Annotated in this window: 13 protein-coding genes and 2 pseudogenes; 7 read left to right on the forward strand and 8 right to left on the reverse strand. The window is 71.3% G+C overall.

Annotated features, from left to right (window positions below):
- Positions 1-3: 3 nt before the first annotated feature.
- Positions 4-1,011 carry a CU044_5270 family protein gene (locus AB0F89_RS31370; RefSeq protein ID WP_367129270.1) on the reverse strand — a complete coding sequence of 336 codons (1,008 nt, stop codon included), beginning with the start codon at positions 1,009-1,011 and terminating at the stop codon, positions 4-6.
- The gene (locus tag AB0F89_RS31375) at positions 1,004-1,525 is read right to left on the reverse strand and encodes an RNA polymerase sigma factor (protein WP_367129271.1); all 522 of its coding nucleotides are present in this window, start codon (positions 1,523-1,525) and stop codon (positions 1,004-1,006) included. The genes AB0F89_RS31370 and AB0F89_RS31375 overlap by 8 nt, the downstream gene beginning before the upstream one ends.
- Positions 1,526-2,108: 583 nt before the next feature.
- On the opposite strand from AB0F89_RS31375, the gene AB0F89_RS31380 reads away from it, so the two are divergent.
- Both AB0F89_RS31380 and AB0F89_RS31385 read left to right on the forward strand, forming a co-directional pair.
- Entirely contained in the window at positions 2,109-3,752 is a 1,644-nt protein-coding gene (locus AB0F89_RS31380) for a lectin (protein ID WP_367129272.1), read from the forward strand.
- A gap of 1,359 nt (positions 3,753-5,111) precedes the next feature.
- Positions 5,112-5,774, forward strand: a complete 663-nt coding sequence (locus AB0F89_RS31385) for a hypothetical protein (RefSeq protein ID WP_367129273.1) — start codon at positions 5,112-5,114, stop codon at positions 5,772-5,774.
- A gap of 91 nt (positions 5,775-5,865) precedes the next feature.
- On the opposite strand, the gene AB0F89_RS31390 is transcribed toward AB0F89_RS31385, so the two are convergent.
- Positions 5,866-6,060: a hypothetical protein gene (locus AB0F89_RS31390; RefSeq protein WP_367129274.1), complete on the reverse strand. Its 195-nt coding sequence runs from the start codon at positions 6,058-6,060 to the stop codon at positions 5,866-5,868.
- A gap of 326 nt (positions 6,061-6,386) precedes the next feature.
- Positions 6,387-6,950 carry a VanZ family protein gene (locus AB0F89_RS31395; protein WP_367129275.1) on the reverse strand — a complete coding sequence of 188 codons (564 nt, stop codon included), beginning with the start codon at positions 6,948-6,950 and terminating at the stop codon, positions 6,387-6,389.
- Positions 6,951-7,105: 155 nt separating this feature from the next.
- Here AB0F89_RS31395 and AB0F89_RS31400 point away from each other — a divergent pair, with 155 nt between their 5' ends.
- The 3 genes from AB0F89_RS31400 (at position 7,106) to AB0F89_RS31410 (ending at position 9,482) form a co-directional block, all read left to right on the forward strand.
- Positions 7,106-8,230 (forward strand): sensor histidine kinase, encoded by a 1,125-nt coding sequence (locus AB0F89_RS31400; RefSeq protein ID WP_367129276.1) that lies wholly within the window; start codon positions 7,106-7,108, stop codon positions 8,228-8,230.
- Positions 8,227-8,853 (forward strand): response regulator, encoded by a 627-nt coding sequence (locus tag AB0F89_RS31405; protein WP_367129277.1) that lies wholly within the window; start codon positions 8,227-8,229, stop codon positions 8,851-8,853. The genes AB0F89_RS31400 and AB0F89_RS31405 overlap by 4 nt, the downstream gene beginning before the upstream one ends.
- 170 nt (positions 8,854-9,023) lie before the next feature.
- Positions 9,024-9,482 (forward strand): hypothetical protein, encoded by a 459-nt coding sequence (locus AB0F89_RS31410; RefSeq protein WP_367129278.1) that lies wholly within the window; start codon positions 9,024-9,026, stop codon positions 9,480-9,482.
- A 173-nt stretch (positions 9,483-9,655) separates the two neighbouring features.
- Here the strand turns inward: AB0F89_RS31410 and AB0F89_RS31415 are convergent, their stop codons facing one another.
- A complete protein-coding gene (locus AB0F89_RS31415) occupies positions 9,656-10,789 on the reverse strand; it encodes a PucR family transcriptional regulator (RefSeq protein ID WP_367129279.1) in 1,134 nt (377 codons plus the stop codon).
- Positions 10,790-10,872: 83 nt separating this feature from the next.
- Here AB0F89_RS31415 and AB0F89_RS31420 point away from each other — a divergent pair, with 83 nt between their 5' ends.
- Both AB0F89_RS31420 and AB0F89_RS31425 read left to right on the forward strand, forming a co-directional pair.
- Positions 10,873-11,928 carry a ferredoxin reductase gene (locus tag AB0F89_RS31420; protein WP_367129281.1) on the forward strand — a complete coding sequence of 352 codons (1,056 nt, stop codon included), beginning with the start codon at positions 10,873-10,875 and terminating at the stop codon, positions 11,926-11,928.
- Positions 11,929-11,939: 11 nt separating this feature from the next.
- On the forward strand, positions 11,940-13,064 hold the full coding sequence (locus tag AB0F89_RS31425; RefSeq protein ID WP_367129282.1) for a fatty acid desaturase: 1,125 nt from the start codon (positions 11,940-11,942) through the stop codon (positions 13,062-13,064).
- 52 nt (positions 13,065-13,116) lie between these two features.
- Here AB0F89_RS31425 and AB0F89_RS31430 read toward each other — a convergent pair.
- From AB0F89_RS31430 to AB0F89_RS31440, 3 genes and pseudogenes are all read right to left on the reverse strand, one after another.
- Positions 13,117-13,212 (reverse strand): annotated as a pseudogene (locus AB0F89_RS31430) (IS5/IS1182 family transposase); the annotation flags it as partial.
- 281 nt (positions 13,213-13,493) lie between these two features.
- Positions 13,494-13,729 (reverse strand): annotated as a pseudogene (locus AB0F89_RS31435) (transposase); the annotation flags it as partial.
- 243 nt (positions 13,730-13,972) lie between these two features.
- Entirely contained in the window at positions 13,973-15,043 is a 1,071-nt protein-coding gene (locus tag AB0F89_RS31440) for a serine hydrolase domain-containing protein (RefSeq protein WP_367129283.1), read from the reverse strand.
- Positions 15,044-15,538: the final 495 nt, after the last annotated feature.

Here is a 15,538-nt window from a genome sequence, read left to right on the forward strand (position 1 = left end):
ACCTCAGGGGCGGACGCCGATCCCGTCGACCACGGCCGTCGTCACCGAGCTGGATTCCACGACCGTCCCGGCCGGCAGGGACCCGTCCGACTCGGTCAGCACGCGGCGGTCGCCGATGAACTCGCCGGTGGCCGGGTCGACGATGACCTCCTGCCGGCCGTCGCCGTCGGTCACGGCCAGCGCGACGCCCCGCCTGCCGTCCAGGTTGGCCGACTGGTCGACCACCTCCAGGCCGGGCAGCAGCGCCAGCGCCCGGAACAGCGCGGCCCGCAGCTCGGCGGGCACCTTGCCGCTGCGCAGCAGGTCGGAGGCGAGGACCAGCGCCTCCTGGTGGTCGCTGGACCCGCGTCCCCGACCGTCCGCGAGCAGGCGCTCCAGCAACGCCTCCGGCGCGCGGGGCAGGCCGGCCAGGAACCGGGCGTTGGGCTGCTGCCACGCCCCCGGGTCCTCCTGGCACTGCCGGTCGCACCGGCCACGCACCTCGTTCTGCATTGCGGGCCGCAGGTCCACCCCGGCGCTCCGCGCCTGCTCCTCGGTGCCGACCAACCAGTCCCGCCGACCGGTGTCCCGGGGGCGGACCAGGTACTCCTCGCCCTCGACCGCGGGCAGCCACACCTCCAGGACCTCCTCGCCCAGCCACCGGAAGTCCTGCCCGCCCTGCCGGGCCTGCACCGCCGACCGGCCGCGGCTGATCGCGTACCGGTACTGACCGGGGCCCAGCACCGGATCAGTCGTCGTGATCGCGTCCGCCGCCCTGGTCAACGCCTGCGCCGCCTCGGCGGTCGCGGGCGTCGGGCCACCGAGCGCCACCTGGGCCAGCACCCCGCCCACGGCCAGCGCGGCGACGCCCGCGGCGACACCCCACCAGCGCCGCGCCGGCCTGCCCGCCGGCCGTCCGGCCGCGGTGAGCGCCAGCACCTTCTCCCGATTGGCGGCGAAGCTCTCCTCGGTCATCGGAGCCGTGTCACCGCGCACGTCCCGCACGACGTGGTCCATCTCGTCCTCACGCATCGCGCGCCTCCTCGGTCCTCAGCTTCGTCCTGGCCCTGTGCAGACGCGTCCGCACCGTCTGCTCCTTGATCTTCAACACCTCCGCGACCTCCGCCGCGGTCAACTCGCCCCACGCCACGAGCAGCAGCACGTCACGCTCCTCCGCGCGCAGCCCCGCAATGGCCTCCGCCATCCGCCGGGCGCGCACGTCCGCGTCCACGCTCTCCGCGACCCGGTGGTCGACCTCGTCCTGGGTGGACCGGCGCCCACCGTCCCGCGCCCAGGCCCGCAGCCGGGTCTCCTCGGAGCGGTGGTGCCGCCGCAGCAGGTTGGTGGCTATCCCGTACAACCACGCCTTGGGCCCGGCGCGGTTCGGGTCGAACCCCTCCCGCTGCTCCCAGGCGGCCAGGAAAACGTCGGCCACGAGGTCGTCGGCCACCGCCGTCCCGGCCCGCCGGGCCAGGTAGTGGTGCAGCGGGCGGGCATGGGCGTCGTACCAGGCTGCCAGCGCTTCCGGCCCATCCAGCCGCTCCACCGGGGGACTCCTCCTGCGCGCCGCTGGGACGCTGTCGGTTCGCACGGAACTGATTGCCACTCGCCACCGCGAGCGTTCCCGCTCCCGTTCCCCCAGGAGTTCGTTGTCGTCGTGCCCGATCCTGCATGCCCGGCCGGTCGGCAAAGGCCCCAAGTGGTGAAACAACGCACCACCACAGCTAAATTGTTAGCGCTCACCCGATGTCGGTGTCATCGAATCATCACCAAGGCAGCCAACCTCGAAGCCACATATCCGCAGGTAGAAGCGAGGGTATGGCCATAACTGAGCACACCGTCTCGAATGGGTACTCCGATCCGACTAGCGAGAACCGCTTTTCACCGGAACCATCTTGTGAGCGTGAACAATAGGTGCGACACTGTCCCCGTCGAAGCCTGCGCCGCTGACGGAAGCCGCCCCGTCACAGCCCGCCGGCAGACCTGTCCAATCGGGATTCCGGAGCATCGGGCAACACTTCGCCCGGCCGTGCTGCAACACGGGTGGCAGCCGGAACGTCGTACGCACCGAGGAGTGAGAACAGGTGACAGCAACACGACTTCCCCGCCCCCGCAGGGCGGCAGCGCTGTTGGCGGCAGGCATGCTGCTGCTGTCGGCGATGACGGCGGTGACGGCGGTGCTGCACACGCCGTCCGCGCAGGCGTTGGAGAACGGAGTGGCGCGCACCCCGCCGATGGGGTGGAACTCGTGGAACACGTTCGGCTGCAACATCAACGAAGCGTTGATCAGGCAGATGGCCGACGCCATGGCCAACTCCGGGATGCGCGAACTCGGCTACCAGTACGTGGTCGTCGACGACTGCTGGATGAACCCCAACCGCGACTCGGCGGGCAACCTCCAGGGCGACCCGGGCCGGTTCCCCAGCGGCATGAAGGCGCTCGGCGACTACATCCACGCCCGCGGGTTGAAGTTCGGCATCTACCAGGCGCCGCTGTCCGAGACGTGCGCGCAGTACTTCGACTCCTACCCCGGCGCCACCGGCAGCCTGAACCACGAGGCGCAGGACGCGCGGCAGTTCGCCGCGTGGGGCGTGGACTTCCTCAAGTACGACTGGTGCCACCCCAGCGGCACGATCGACGACCAGGTGCGCACGTTCGCCAAGATGCGCGACGCGCTGCGCGCCACCGGGCGCCCGATCGTCTACAGCATCAACTCCAACAGCATCCACGACAAGACCGGTCCCCGACGCGACTGGGGTGACGTCGCGAACATGTGGCGCACCACCGAGGACATCACCAACAGGTGGGACACCGGGCAGACCAACGGCTACCCGATGGGCATCCAGAACATCGTCAACGTCACCGTGCCGCTCGCCTCCTACGCCCGGCCGGGCGCGTTCAACGACCCGGACATGATGGAAGTCGGCCGCGGCGGCATGACCGACACCGAGATGCGCAGCCACTTCGCCCTGTGGGCGGTCATGGCCTCACCGCTGATCGCGGGCAACGACCTGCGCAACATGGACGCCGCCACGTCGACCATCCTGAAGAACGCGAACCTCATCGCCATCAACCAGGACAGCCTCGGCCTGCAGGGCAGGCAGGTCTCCCACGACGGCACCCGGCGCGTCCTGGCCAAGCGGCTGGCCAACGGCGCCGTCGCGGTCGCCCTGTTCAACCAGGGTGGCGGCACGACCACCGTCTCGACCACGGCGAGCGCGATCGGCCTGTCGGGCAGCTCGTTCACGCTGCGCGACGCCTGGACCAACGGCACCACCACCACGTCCGGCGCCATCTCGGCCAGCGTCCCGGCGCACGGCACGGCGGTGTACGTCGTCAGCGGCGGAGGGGGCCCCGTGCCCACGTCGTTCTCCTTGGTGGGCCAGAGCTCCAACCGCTGCCTGGACATCCCCGGGAGCACGCCGACCAACGGCGCCCTGGCCCAGATCTGGGACTGCAACGGCCAGACCAACCAGCGCTTCACCACGACCGCGGCCGGTGAGCTGCGCGCCTACGACGGCGCGAAGTGCCTGGACGTCTACAACCAGGGCACGGCCAACGGCACCGCCGTGACGTTGTGGGACTGCAACGGCCAGGGCAACCAGCAGTTCCGCCTCAACTCCGACGGCAGCGTGACGGCGGTGGCGTCGGGCAGGTGCCTGGACGTCAACGGCGGCGCCACCGCCAACGGCACGAAGGTCATCATCTGGGACTGCCACGGCGGCGCCAACCAGCGGTGGACCCGCACCGGCTCGGCCCGCACGGCGCCCTGACCCGGCGGGCCGGTCGCGGCGGTGCGGTGGCTCCACGCTCCGCACCGCCGCGATAACCACACCGAGCACGTCCCCGGCAACACCGCAACAGCCTCCGGCACACCGGCGGCACCTCCCTGCTCAGCACTTGGCAGGACGGCACTCGACTCGCCGACCTGGTGCGCGTCCACACCACCCCGCACGGCACGCACGGCCACGCACGTCTTCCTGCGCGTCACCGGCCAGGCCCGAGGCCCGGCCGGGTGGCCTCCGACGGCACGGCTGCCACTCCCGTGACGTCGACCAGCACGGCATGACGACCGGCTGCGCCGCTCCGACCGGCCCACCTCGGTGTGACCACCGCGTTCGCCTTCCGCGCCTGCTGCACACGAGCGACCGGGGCAAGGACGAGGACTCCCCCGGCACGAGAGAGCCCCACCCCGGGCCACCACCGCGGACCGCGCCACGTCCAACGCCACCCGCCCCGCCAGCGGGCTTCCTCGCCGGAGCCGGCTTCACCTCGACCCGGCGCCGTCAACCCCGCAACCAGGGATCGTCACTACGGGACGAAGCAATAGGCGTGGTCATGCCGGGGAGGGGTGAGCCGAAGTTCCCCTCGTAAGCCCATCCCTGTCCCAGCCTGCTCTGCACGAACCACCACGTGGCCCCGCGGTTGTTCTCCACCCAGCAGTCCACGTCGACCTCCACCGGCCCGCGGAAGCGAGCGGAACAGTCCGCCCGGGGCCCCGAGCGGACGGCCTGCCCATCCGCGATCCACCTCCGGAGGTAGGTCAGGTCGTAGTGCTCGACCGAGCCGGTGCAGTCCACCGGGGCCGTGCTCGCTGAAGCGCCCCCCGGGGACGCCCCCACGGCCATGAGCAGGGCGCCGAGCACAGGACCGGCCGATCGGAAACCGAATTTCATCTTTTCCCGTCCGTCAGTGTGATGCCCGGATCACGCACCCCATACGAATGGTTCCAGTACCGGCACCACTCGTTTCCGGCGAGCGGACGGTGATCCACCCACGCGCTGAAAGCGGTTCGCACCACAAGCAATTCGGTCACCCGGTGGACGCAACCACTCCTTCGAAGAAAACCGATACGACCTTTTTCGCGCCTGCGGCGACCTCCAGCGCATCGACAGGAGCATTGACATCACTCGGTTGGCGGAACGGACGCTCTGAGGGTGGGCCTCGACCTCGGAGGTCGGCTACCAGGCACACGTGCTGCCGACACCGCGCCACCACGGCCGACCCGATTACCGGATAAACGTTCCGAGACGCAGCACCGGCACGCGGATCAGGTCGACCGCGGTCCTTGTTCACGCACTTGCGATCACTTTGGGTGGCAGGTAACCGATATTCACCCGGAGGGGAACACCGTGAAACTCACCAGGTCGGTCACCTCCGTGATCGTCGCCCTGACCGCACTGGCGGTCGGGGCGCCGGCTTCCGCCGAGCCGGGCGCCGCGGCGCTCGACACGATCTCCATCGGCACCCACAACACGTTCCGCGGCGCGGCAAGCTTCGAGCCCTTCGCCGGCGTCATCGGGTGGCAGGAGGTGAACGAGCCGGAAGACCGCACCAAGCTCAACAACCGGCTGGGCGCCGAGTACGACACGTTCTTCCCCGCGGCCGAGCCGGCCAAGGCGGTGCCCATCCCCTGGCGGGTGGAGAGGTTCCAGTTGGCGGACTCGGGCAGCATCCTCACCCACGCAGGGGAAGCGGGGGTGACCCCGGCGCGCTACGTGAACTGGGTCATCCTGGAACTGCGTGGCACGGGCAAGCGCTTCATCGTGGTGAACACGCACTTCATCTCCGGTGCGTGGGGCGCCCACCCGGAGCGCCAGGCCCGGTGGAACCGGCACTACGAGATCCCGCGCGACAAGGTGGCGGAGATGCGGCAGAACCACCCGGCGACGCCGATCTTCGTGGTCGGCGACTTCAACCGGCACCGGGCGACGGGCATGCCGTCGCCGATCGAGTACGTGCCGCTGGTGGGCGGCGACGACGTGCCCCTCGACCACGTGTACGCCACCTTCTGATCCGACCCGGGCCGAGCCCCCGGTACTGTCCGGTTCGGACTGTCCGAGCGCGTGCGAACCGAACGGTCCGAACAGGGCACCGCGACAGGTGCTACGGCAGCCGCACCTCGAAGTCGACGTCGACGCCACTGCCGGTGATGAACAGCTTGCCCGTGCGGCTCTTGCGCTCGGCCGGGTGGACCGGTTGCCCTGCGGCGATTCCGCCGGGAACAACACCCAGTGCCAGGCAGACCGCCGCGACGATGCCAGCGGATCGGCGGAGTGCTCGAACTGAACCATTGACCACAGCTGACCTCCTGAGAGCCGCCCCGCGAGGGGAAGGCCGGTCGGAACAGCGCGACCGGAACACGTCGCATGGCGGCTACCAACCATCACGCCCGACATCCGGTTAGGCATTGACGGCACGGTGGGATGCCAGGCCGGGCACCCGCGCCGCACGAGCACTTCGGTGCACGCGAACCCGAATGCCGCGATACCCACCGATGCCCCACCCGGCCTCGACACCCCACACCGTCCCGACCTGCTCACGGCGCGGCACGCCCCGAGCACGACACCCCGCGGCATCGCGACCCGCTGTCGAACGTGTCCGGTGGCAGAGCGCGTCGGACGTGGTCAGGCGAGCGGTGAACCGGGCAGCGCGGTGCGCCGCAGCGCGGGCAGGGACTTGACCAGCAGGTAGCCGAGCACACCGCCCAGCGCGTTCGCGAGGAGGTCGTTGACGTCGACGCTGCGCCCGCTGCGCGCGAAGACGTAGACGAGCAACTGCGCCACCTCGATCGACGCGCTGAACGCCAGTGACAGCGCCGCCACCCGCCTCGCGCTCGCGGCTCGCGCCGACACCAGCGGCAGGAGCACGCCGAACGGCACCAGCATCACCACGTTGAGCGCGAACGACGGCACGTCCGCGGTCAGCAGCGGGAGCCAGTTGACCTGCTCGTACCACGCGGTCCGGTTGGCGTAGGGCCCCCGTTGCACGTCGATGGGGAACAGCGTGAAGTGCACGACCCCCGCGACGTAGAACCCGACCACCGCCCTGGTCACGAGGTGGCGCCCCGTCCACCCCGGCCGGCCGCGCACCGCGCGGGTCACGAGCACCGCGCCCCACATCGCGAGAGCGGGCACGAGCACGTGCCACGACTCGATCCCGACACCCGCGTAACCGACGTCATCCCACACCTGCGGACCCTCCTGGCTGGACTGGGTGCCAGCGTGCGCCGAGGGGCGCCGCGCGCCCTCCCCCTTCCGGCAGGTCTTGCCGGCCCACCTCCCCCTTTCGGCAGACCCCCACCCGAGGGATCCGGCGGCCATGCCGCGATCCCTAGGCTGGCCGGGTGCGGTTCTTCCTCCGAACAGCGGTCCCCTGGCTGGCCGCCGCGTGCGCGTTGGCCGCCCTCGGCCTGGTCGACCTGTGGTTGGGCGGGTTCAGCGGTCAGGGCAACGTGCGCCTGCCGTGGGCGGTGGCGGCGGTGGCGGTGGCCCTCTGCGCCGGTTGGCCGGGCCCGCGCGGCCTGCCCGCGCTCGCGGTGGCACAGGCCGCCTGCGCGGCGGGCACGGGGTGGGCCGCCCGGCACGACCAGGCCGCGGAGATGCCCTTCACCCTGTCCACGACCGCCGCCTCGCTCGGTGTGCTCGGTCTGCTGGTGTGGCGCGGCGAATCCCGGTGGACGGTCGTCGCCGCCCCCGCCCTGGCGGTGTCCGTCCTGGCCCAGCCGCTGTGGGGGGACGTCGAGGGCCTCCGGGCGGCGATCGGCGTGCTCGTGTCGGCGCTCGGCGTGGCGGTCGCCGTGGCGGCCGGTCTGGTGGCGCGCCTGACCGCCGCCGCCCGCACCCGGCGACTGGAGCGCGCCCGAGCCGCCCAACGCGCTGAGTTCGCCCGCGACCTGCACGACTTCGTCGCCCACCACGTCACCGGGATCGTGGTGCACGCCCAGGGCGCGGCGGCGGTCGCCCGCGCCAACCCCGAACTCGTGCTGCCCGCGCTCCGGGAGATCGAGCGCGCCGGCACCGAGGCGGTGGACGCCATGCGCCGCGCGGTGGGCCTGCTGCGCGACACCGGCGACGACCAGGCCCCCGGAGTCGCCGAGGTGGCGGAGCTGGTGGAGCGCTTCCGCCGCTCATCGGGCCTCCTCTGCGCGCTCGACGTGCGCGGGCCGTTCGCCGACGTGCCCCTCGCCGCTTCCACCGCGGCCTACCGCGTGGTGATGGAGGCGTTGACCAACGCGCGCAAGCACGCGCACGACGCCACCGCCGTCGACGTGTCGGTCCACCGCACCGGCGACCACCTCCTGGTCCGCGTGACCGACGACGGCCGGTCCACACCAGGGCACTCCGGCGGCTTCGGCCTGCGCGGCCTGCGCGAACGGGTCACGGCGGCGGGTGGCACCCTGTCCGCGGGCCCGACCTCGCACGGGGGCTGGGCGGTCGAGGCCGTCCTGCCCGCCCGGGGAGAAGCATGACGATCACCGTTCTCATCGCCGACGACCAGGCGATGGTCCGCACCGGCTTCCGCATGATCCTGTCCGCCGAACCGGGCATCGAGGTCGTCGGCGAGGCCGTCGACGGTGTGGAGGCCGTGGCCCTGGCGCGCGACCTCGTCCCGGACGTCGTGCTGATGGACATCCGGATGCCCCGCCTGGACGGCCTGGAGGCGCTGCGCCGGATCAACGGCCCGAGGGTCGTGGTGGTCACCACCTTCGACGACGACGAGCACGTGCGCGAGGCCCTGCGGCACGGGGCGTCCGGTTTCGTGCTCAAGACCTCCGGCGCCACCCTGCTGGTGGAGGCGATTCGCGCCGCGGCCTCGGGCGAGGCGCTGGTGAGCCCGGCGATCACCGTTCGCCTGCTCCGGGAACTGGCGGGCCGACGCGCTCAGCTCCGCGACGTGCCGCTGTCCCCACGGGAGCTGGACGTGGTGCTCCTGGTGGCCCGCGGGCGCACGAACGCCGAGGTGGCGCACGCCCTGCACATCACGGTCGGCACGGTCAAGACGCACCTGGCGGCGGTCCAGGCGAAGCTGGGCGCCCGCAACCGCGTCGAGATCGCCGCCTGGGCGTGGGAGTCCGGCTTGCTCGACGCCTGAGTCGCGTGCGCGTCAGCGGCGCCGGCCGGCACGCTCGTCACGAGCGGCGATCAGGTCACTCGTGCCTCGCTTCGCCGTGGAGAACCCGCGACCGACTACCATCCGGGATCCGGCAGCACCGCAGTCGCGGTACGAGTGCCAACGCTTCCCGAGTGAAAGGTGCGCCCGAATTGCGCAGGTCCCTCTCGTCCTTCACCGGAGTGCTGGTCGCGGCGCTCGCCACGTTCGCGGTCGTCCCGGCCGGCGCCTCCGCGGCCCCGACGACCGGGGTCGACGTCCAGGCCACCGGTTGGACGACCATCCCGTCCAGCTACGCCACCAACCGCAACACGCCGGTGTTCAGCGCCTGCCGCGTCGCGCAGACGCCCGACACCATCACCTTGAAGGTGCGGGCCAAGCGCCCGAACACCGTCGCGGTGTCGATCAACGTCAACTGGAACAGCCGGCTCGACTTCACCGGCGCCGGGGGCAACGCCTACACCGAGAACTGGGGTCCGGCCAACTACGCGACCGTCAGGTTCACGATGAGCAAGACCAGTTACCAGGTCTTGAGCTGGCAGTCGGCCACCGTCGGTTACGGCTACACCGCACCGAAGCGTCCGCCGCTGAACACCCTGAGCTGCCCGTAGGCAACCAACACCCGCGGCACTCCGATCCGCCCCCGTCAACCGCGTTCGGCAGCGGGGTGGCCCCGTCACAGGCGCCCCGGCCGGCGAACGCGGCGTGCCGACCGCCGCCCCGGGTGTCGGGACTGCCCGAGTCCACCTCGTCGACGCGCGGACGCGGCACGGCGGAGCCGTGCCTAACCGCGCGCCAGCGCCACTGTGAGTTCGAGGACCCGCTCCGGCGAGGTGAGATCGCCGAACAGGTCGCGCAGCCGACCCATCCGGTACCGCACGGTCTGCGGGTGCACGAACAGCGACGCCGCCACCTCGTCCCGCCGCCCGTGGTGCAGCAGCCACGCCCGCAGCGTCTCCTCAAGCCGCCGCGCGGTCGCCGGCCGTTGATCGCGCAACGGCGCCAGCACCCGTGCGCGGAGGTCGGTGTAAGCCTCCGCATCGGCATTGAGCACCAGGTCGACCAGGCACTGCTCGGTGTCGCGGATGTCCGCGGACAGCGCACGGGCCCGCGTCGCCCGGACGAACGACGACACCACTCGCGTCCACGGCCGGGTCGGGCCGACCACGGCGGAGCGGTCCGCCAGCAGCTGCAGCAGGTGCCCGCGGTCCGCGTCCGGCGCCAGGAGCACGGCCGTCGAGTCCTGCGAGTCCTCCAGGAGCAGCGTGCGGGGGTCGAGCAGCCGATGCGCCGAGCGGGCTTGTGAGGATGGCAGCAGCACAGCCGTCAGGGAACCGGGAGGCGTCCAGTCCGCTCGTTCGGCGCCCGCGAGCAGCACGTCCTCGCCCTCGCCCGCGATCAGGTCACGGCAGAGCTGCTCCAGGTAGCGCTCCCGCGCCCGTCCTCGGACGGCCAGTTCGTCGGCGTGCCCGGCGGCGCTGGCCGCGGACAGCTCGTCGATGTAGGCGAAGAGCAGCTCGGCGAACTTGGCGAGACCCCCGGCGGACAGACCGGACGACACGGCTCCGGCGGCGAGACCTCGCCACGCCACCCGGGCGCCGACCCGGTAGGCGCTGAGCAAGGCATCCATCGAGCGGCCGTCGCGCACTTCGCCGCGCCCCAGCTCGTAGGCGGCCTCGGTGGCGTCCTCCTGGGTGCCCGCGCCGTCCGCCACGTCCAGGAAGTGGCCCAGCGCGGTGCGCACGGCGCGGCGGATCCTGCCGCCCATCCGGCCCGACAGCGCGCCCTCGTAGCTGGGCACCTCGTCGATCACCGCCTGGACCACCTCGTTGGCCGTGACCGGCAGCAACGCCCGCAGCGCCGTGATCGTGGCGTGGTCGAGGCCGAACTCGGCGACGCCTCCGACAGCGCGGCTCATTTGTTCTCCCAGTACAAATTCCACAGCAGAGTTCACGTCGTGCGGTCATGACTTTACGCCCTGAGCCACATCATGCTGGACACATGACAAGCGTCGCCCTCCGCACCAGGGCGTTGAGGCTGCTGGAGGCGGTCACGACGCCGCTGCTGCCCTCGGACTACCTCGACCTGGTCGCCCCGCTGCGCGCGGGCGCCGACCTGCGTGGCCGCATCGAGGCGATCCACCCCGAGACCAGCGACGCGGCCACCATCGTGATCAAGCCCGGCCGCGGCTGGAGGGGCCACGTCGCCGGGCAGTACGTCCGGGTCGGCGTGGACGTCGACGGCGTGCGGCTGTGGCGGGCCTACTCCGTCACGTCGCCCGCGAACCGGGCCGACGGCCGCATCACGATCACCGTGAAGGCGATGCCGAACGGCAAGGTCAGCAACCACCTGGTCCGCAGGGCCGAGCCGGGCGCGGTCATCCACCTCGACCAGGCCGCCGGCGACTTCGTGCTGCCCGCGACCAAGCCCGCGAAGGTGCTCTACCTGACGGCCGGCAGCGGCATCACGCCCGCGATGGGCATGTTGCGCGACGCCGACCTCCCCGACGTGGTCGTGCTGCACTCCGCGCCGACCGGGGCGGACGTCATCTTCCGCGACGACCTGCGCGACCTGGCCGCCGACGGGGCGATCCGGTTGATCGAGCGGCACACCGACACCGACGGCGTGCTCGACGTCGCCCGCCTCGACGAGCACGTGCCCGACTGGGCCGAGCGCGAGACGTGGGCGTGCGGTCCGGCCGGCGTGCTCGACGCCGCCGAGGAGCACTGGGCGCGGCACGGCGTCGCCGACCTCCTGCACACCGAGCGCTTCCGCCCCGCCGTGCTGGTGACTGGCGAGGGCGGCGCGGTCACGTTCACCGCCACCGACCGGACCGTCGAGGCCGACGGGTCCACGCCGCTGCTCGACGTCGGCGAGCAGGCGGGCGTGCTGATGCCGTCCGGCTGCCGCATGGGCATCTGCTTCGGCTGCGTCACGCCACTGCGCGCGGGCGCCGTCCGCGACCTGCGCACGGGTGAGGTCACCACGGCCGAGCCCGGCGTCCTCATCCAGACCTGCGTGTCCGCCGCGGCGGGCGCCTGCGAGATCGAGCGCTAGGAAGCGAGCACATGACCGCCATCGACCCCACCGCCCACCTGTCCGACCAGCAGGTCGAGCAACTCGGCCGCGAGCTGGACGCGTTGCGCGACGAGGTGATCTCCAGTCGCGGTGAACGCGACGCGGCTTACATCCGCAAGGTCATCTCGGTGCAGCGCAAGCTCGAGGTGACCAGCCGGGGCGTGCTGCTGTTCTCCCTCTTCCCGCCCGCCTGGTTGATCGGCACCGCGGGCCTGTCCGTGGCCAAGATCCTGGAGAACATGGAGATCGGCCACAACGTCCTGCACGGGCAGTGGGACTGGATGCGCGACCCGAAGGTCCACTCCACGTCCTGGGAGTGGGACCACGTCTCGCCCGCCGCGCAGTGGAAGCACTCCCACAACGAGCTGCACCACACCTACACCAACGTGATCGGCAAGGACAACGACCTCGGCTACGGCATCATGCGCGTCGACGAGGACCAGAAGTGGCACCCGTTCCATCTGGGCCAGCCGCTGTGGAACTTCGTCAACGCCTGCTTCTTCGAGTACGGCATCGCCGCGTACGACCTGGAGCTCGGCAAGAACCTGCACAAGCGCCGCCGCAAGGACCCCGAGTTCCGGGCGCGGGCCCGCGAGGTGGGCAAGAAGATCCGCAAGCAGGTCCTGAAGGACTACGTCATCCACCCGCTGGTGTCCGGCCCGTCGTTCCTCACGACGCTCGCCGCGACGTTCACCGCGAACCTGGTCCGCAACCTCTGGAGCCACTCGGTGATCATGTGCGGCCACTTCCCAGAGGGGGTGCAGACCTTCGAACGCCGCTCGATCGTCGGCGAGACGCGCGGCCAGTGGTACCTGCGGCAGATGCTCGGCTCGGCCAACATCAGCGGCGGCAAGGTGCTGCACATCATGACCGGCAACCTGTCGCACCAGATCGAGCACCACCTGTTCCCGGACCTGCCGAGCAACCGCTACGGCGAGATCGCGCCGAAGGTGCGGGAACTGTTCGACCGCTACGGCCTGGAGTACACCACCGGATCGCTGCCGAAGCAGCTCTTCTCGGCGTGGCGCAAGGTCTTCCGGCTGTCACTGCCGAACAGGCAGGTCAAGACGCCTGACCGCGTGAGTGCCCGTTTCCGGGCTACCGGGGTTGGGTGAGCCGGCGGGTGGTGATGCGGATCATGAACCCGCGGACCGCGCCTTCGTGGTGGCGGGGTAGGCGTTCGTAGTCGCGGACGCAGCGGCGGTGTCCGGTGATCCAGGCAAGACTTCGTTCGACCACCCACCTTCTGGGCAGCACGGTGAAGTACGGCGCCTGCGGACGTTGGCCGGTCTCCACCAGCAGGCGAAAGTTCTTCCGCGCCCAGTCGATCAGGGCGCCGGTGCAGCCGCCGTCGGCCCACACCAACGCCACCCGACCGCCGGCGGTGGCGCGCATCCGCCGCAACAGACTGCGCGCACCGACTGCGAGTCCACCACCGCAGCCGACGGCGCCGCCACCCGGCCCTCCACCAGACGGACACGGTCACGCAACGCGTCGAGCAGCCGCTGCGACGCACCGACCTTCTCCCCAGCCGCGAAGCGCTCGTAGACCGTTGCCACGGCGGGAAGTCCACAGGCAGGGCACGCCACTTGATGCCGTTGTCCACCGCGTGGAGGATCGCGTCCACGACCACCCGACGGCAGTACTTCTCCCACCGCCCGCCACGACCGGCCAGGCACGCCGGACCGGGCAACAGCGGGTCCAGCTCGGCCCACTGGGCGTCGGTGACGTCGGTGGGACACCGACCCGTTCGCCGGACAGGCTGGTGGGACGAGACCAGGCGGCAGCACGGGGCACCCGCGGTGGAACCGCCCGCGGGGATCGAGCGCGGTGACAACGGAACTCCTGGCAGAGCGGCGCCTCGACAACGTCCGATCTACCAGGAGTTCCCTCGTCTGCGCACCAAAGGCTCCCCACCTGCACCTGCACCGGCACCGGCACCGGCACCGGGTACAAGGCTTGGCCCAGGTGGCCGCGTGGAATCCCGGCCAGGTCAGGCGGGGTCCCACATCCGGTCACCGGGTCAGCAGTAGACCGCCTCCAGCAGTGCCTCGCGGCCGGGGACCGGCCCGAAGTCCCAGGCCCAGCTCACCGCGAAGGTCATCCTCGTGCGGGTGTCCTCGCTGCTCACCACCGTGCTGGAGTAGCCCGTGACACGCCCGTTGTGGCCCCACACCCGCGTTCCGCACGACACCTCGTAGGTGACCAGCCCCAGCCCTCTCCCGTCCACCGTGGTCATCATTTCCCGCAGTTGGGCCGGGCGCAGCAGGCGGCCGTCCAGCAGCGCGTCCACGAAGCGGTTCAGGTCCGCCGTGGTGGAGATCATCTCGCCGGCCGCCCCGATGAACGACGGGTCGTGCTCGGTGACGTCGAAGACCTCGTCCTCGAACCTGAGGTAGGCGCGGGCGTGTGGACCGGGGATCTCCACCCGCGTGCCCGGCAGTGACGTTCCCCGCAGCCCGAGCGGGCGCAGGACGCGGTGCGTGATCGCGTCGGCGTAGGACCGCCCGGTGACCCGCTCGATCAGCATGCCCGCGACGACGTAGTTGGTGTTGGAGTAGCCGGACGCGGTACCGGGCTGGAACTCCAGCGGTTTGTCCGCGATCAGGGCGACCAACTCGGCCGGCGTGAAGGAGCGGAAGCCGGCGTCGTCGGGTAACTCGAACGTGTGGTCGGGCAGTCCGCTGGTGTGCCCGAGCAGGTGTCGCACGGTGATCGGGCCACCGTGCGGCAGCAGCCCGGGCAGGTAGCGCGACACGGGCGCGTCCAGTTCCACCCGCCGCTCACCGACCAGTTGCAGTACCACGGTGGCGACGAAGGTCTTGGTGATGCTGCCGATCCGGAACCGGCCGTCGATCGGCACCGGGTCCGGTGCGTCGATCCTGGCCGTGCCCGCGCGGGCGGTGAACTCGTGGTGCCCGTCCACGATCCGCACCTGCACCCCCTGCGCGCCGGTGGTGGTCATCTCGTCGAGCACCGACTGCACCATCTGGCGGTCGATCCGGTTCCCTCCCGGCACGGCCGCCGCTGTCCCGCCGACCCCCGCGACCATCAAGCCCACTGCGGCGGCGAGCGCAATCCCCCTCTTGATCACCAACGTGTCCTCCCTGTCGACGTCGATGACATCCAGAATTCCCCTCCCGCGACACCGCGCCATCAGCCGGATGCCGCACGGATGGCCGAGCCGCTCGCATCAGCGCGGCTCGACCATCCGTGCCGTTGAGCGCCCGGTCCGGGTGGTGAGTTCGCCAAGGCGAGACAGCTGGCGCGTTCGACGTGCAGGACGGTGCATAGCCACGTCCGATCCATCAGGAGTCCCCCGACTTCGCACCAAAGACCCTCCACTTGCCTCAGTTCGGAAACGGGCACTGCCGGGACGCGTCGCGGCCTGACCACATCGCCTGCGCTTCCACCCACGCCGGACGACGCCGCGCAACGCCTTCGTGCTGCTGCGCCTGCTCTGCACCTGGGGCGTCTTCTGCGGCACACCCGACAACCTCCACCACGTCGGCCTCCGCGTCGGCGCCGGACTCGTGCTCTGCCGACGGCAGGACGCTGACAGCGGCGCCGTCGTCGGGTTGTCCGGGGT

Origin of the sequence: Saccharothrix sp. HUAS TT1 (assembly GCF_040744945.1) — a bacterium.
GTDB lineage: Bacteria > Actinomycetota > Actinomycetes > Mycobacteriales > Pseudonocardiaceae > Actinosynnema.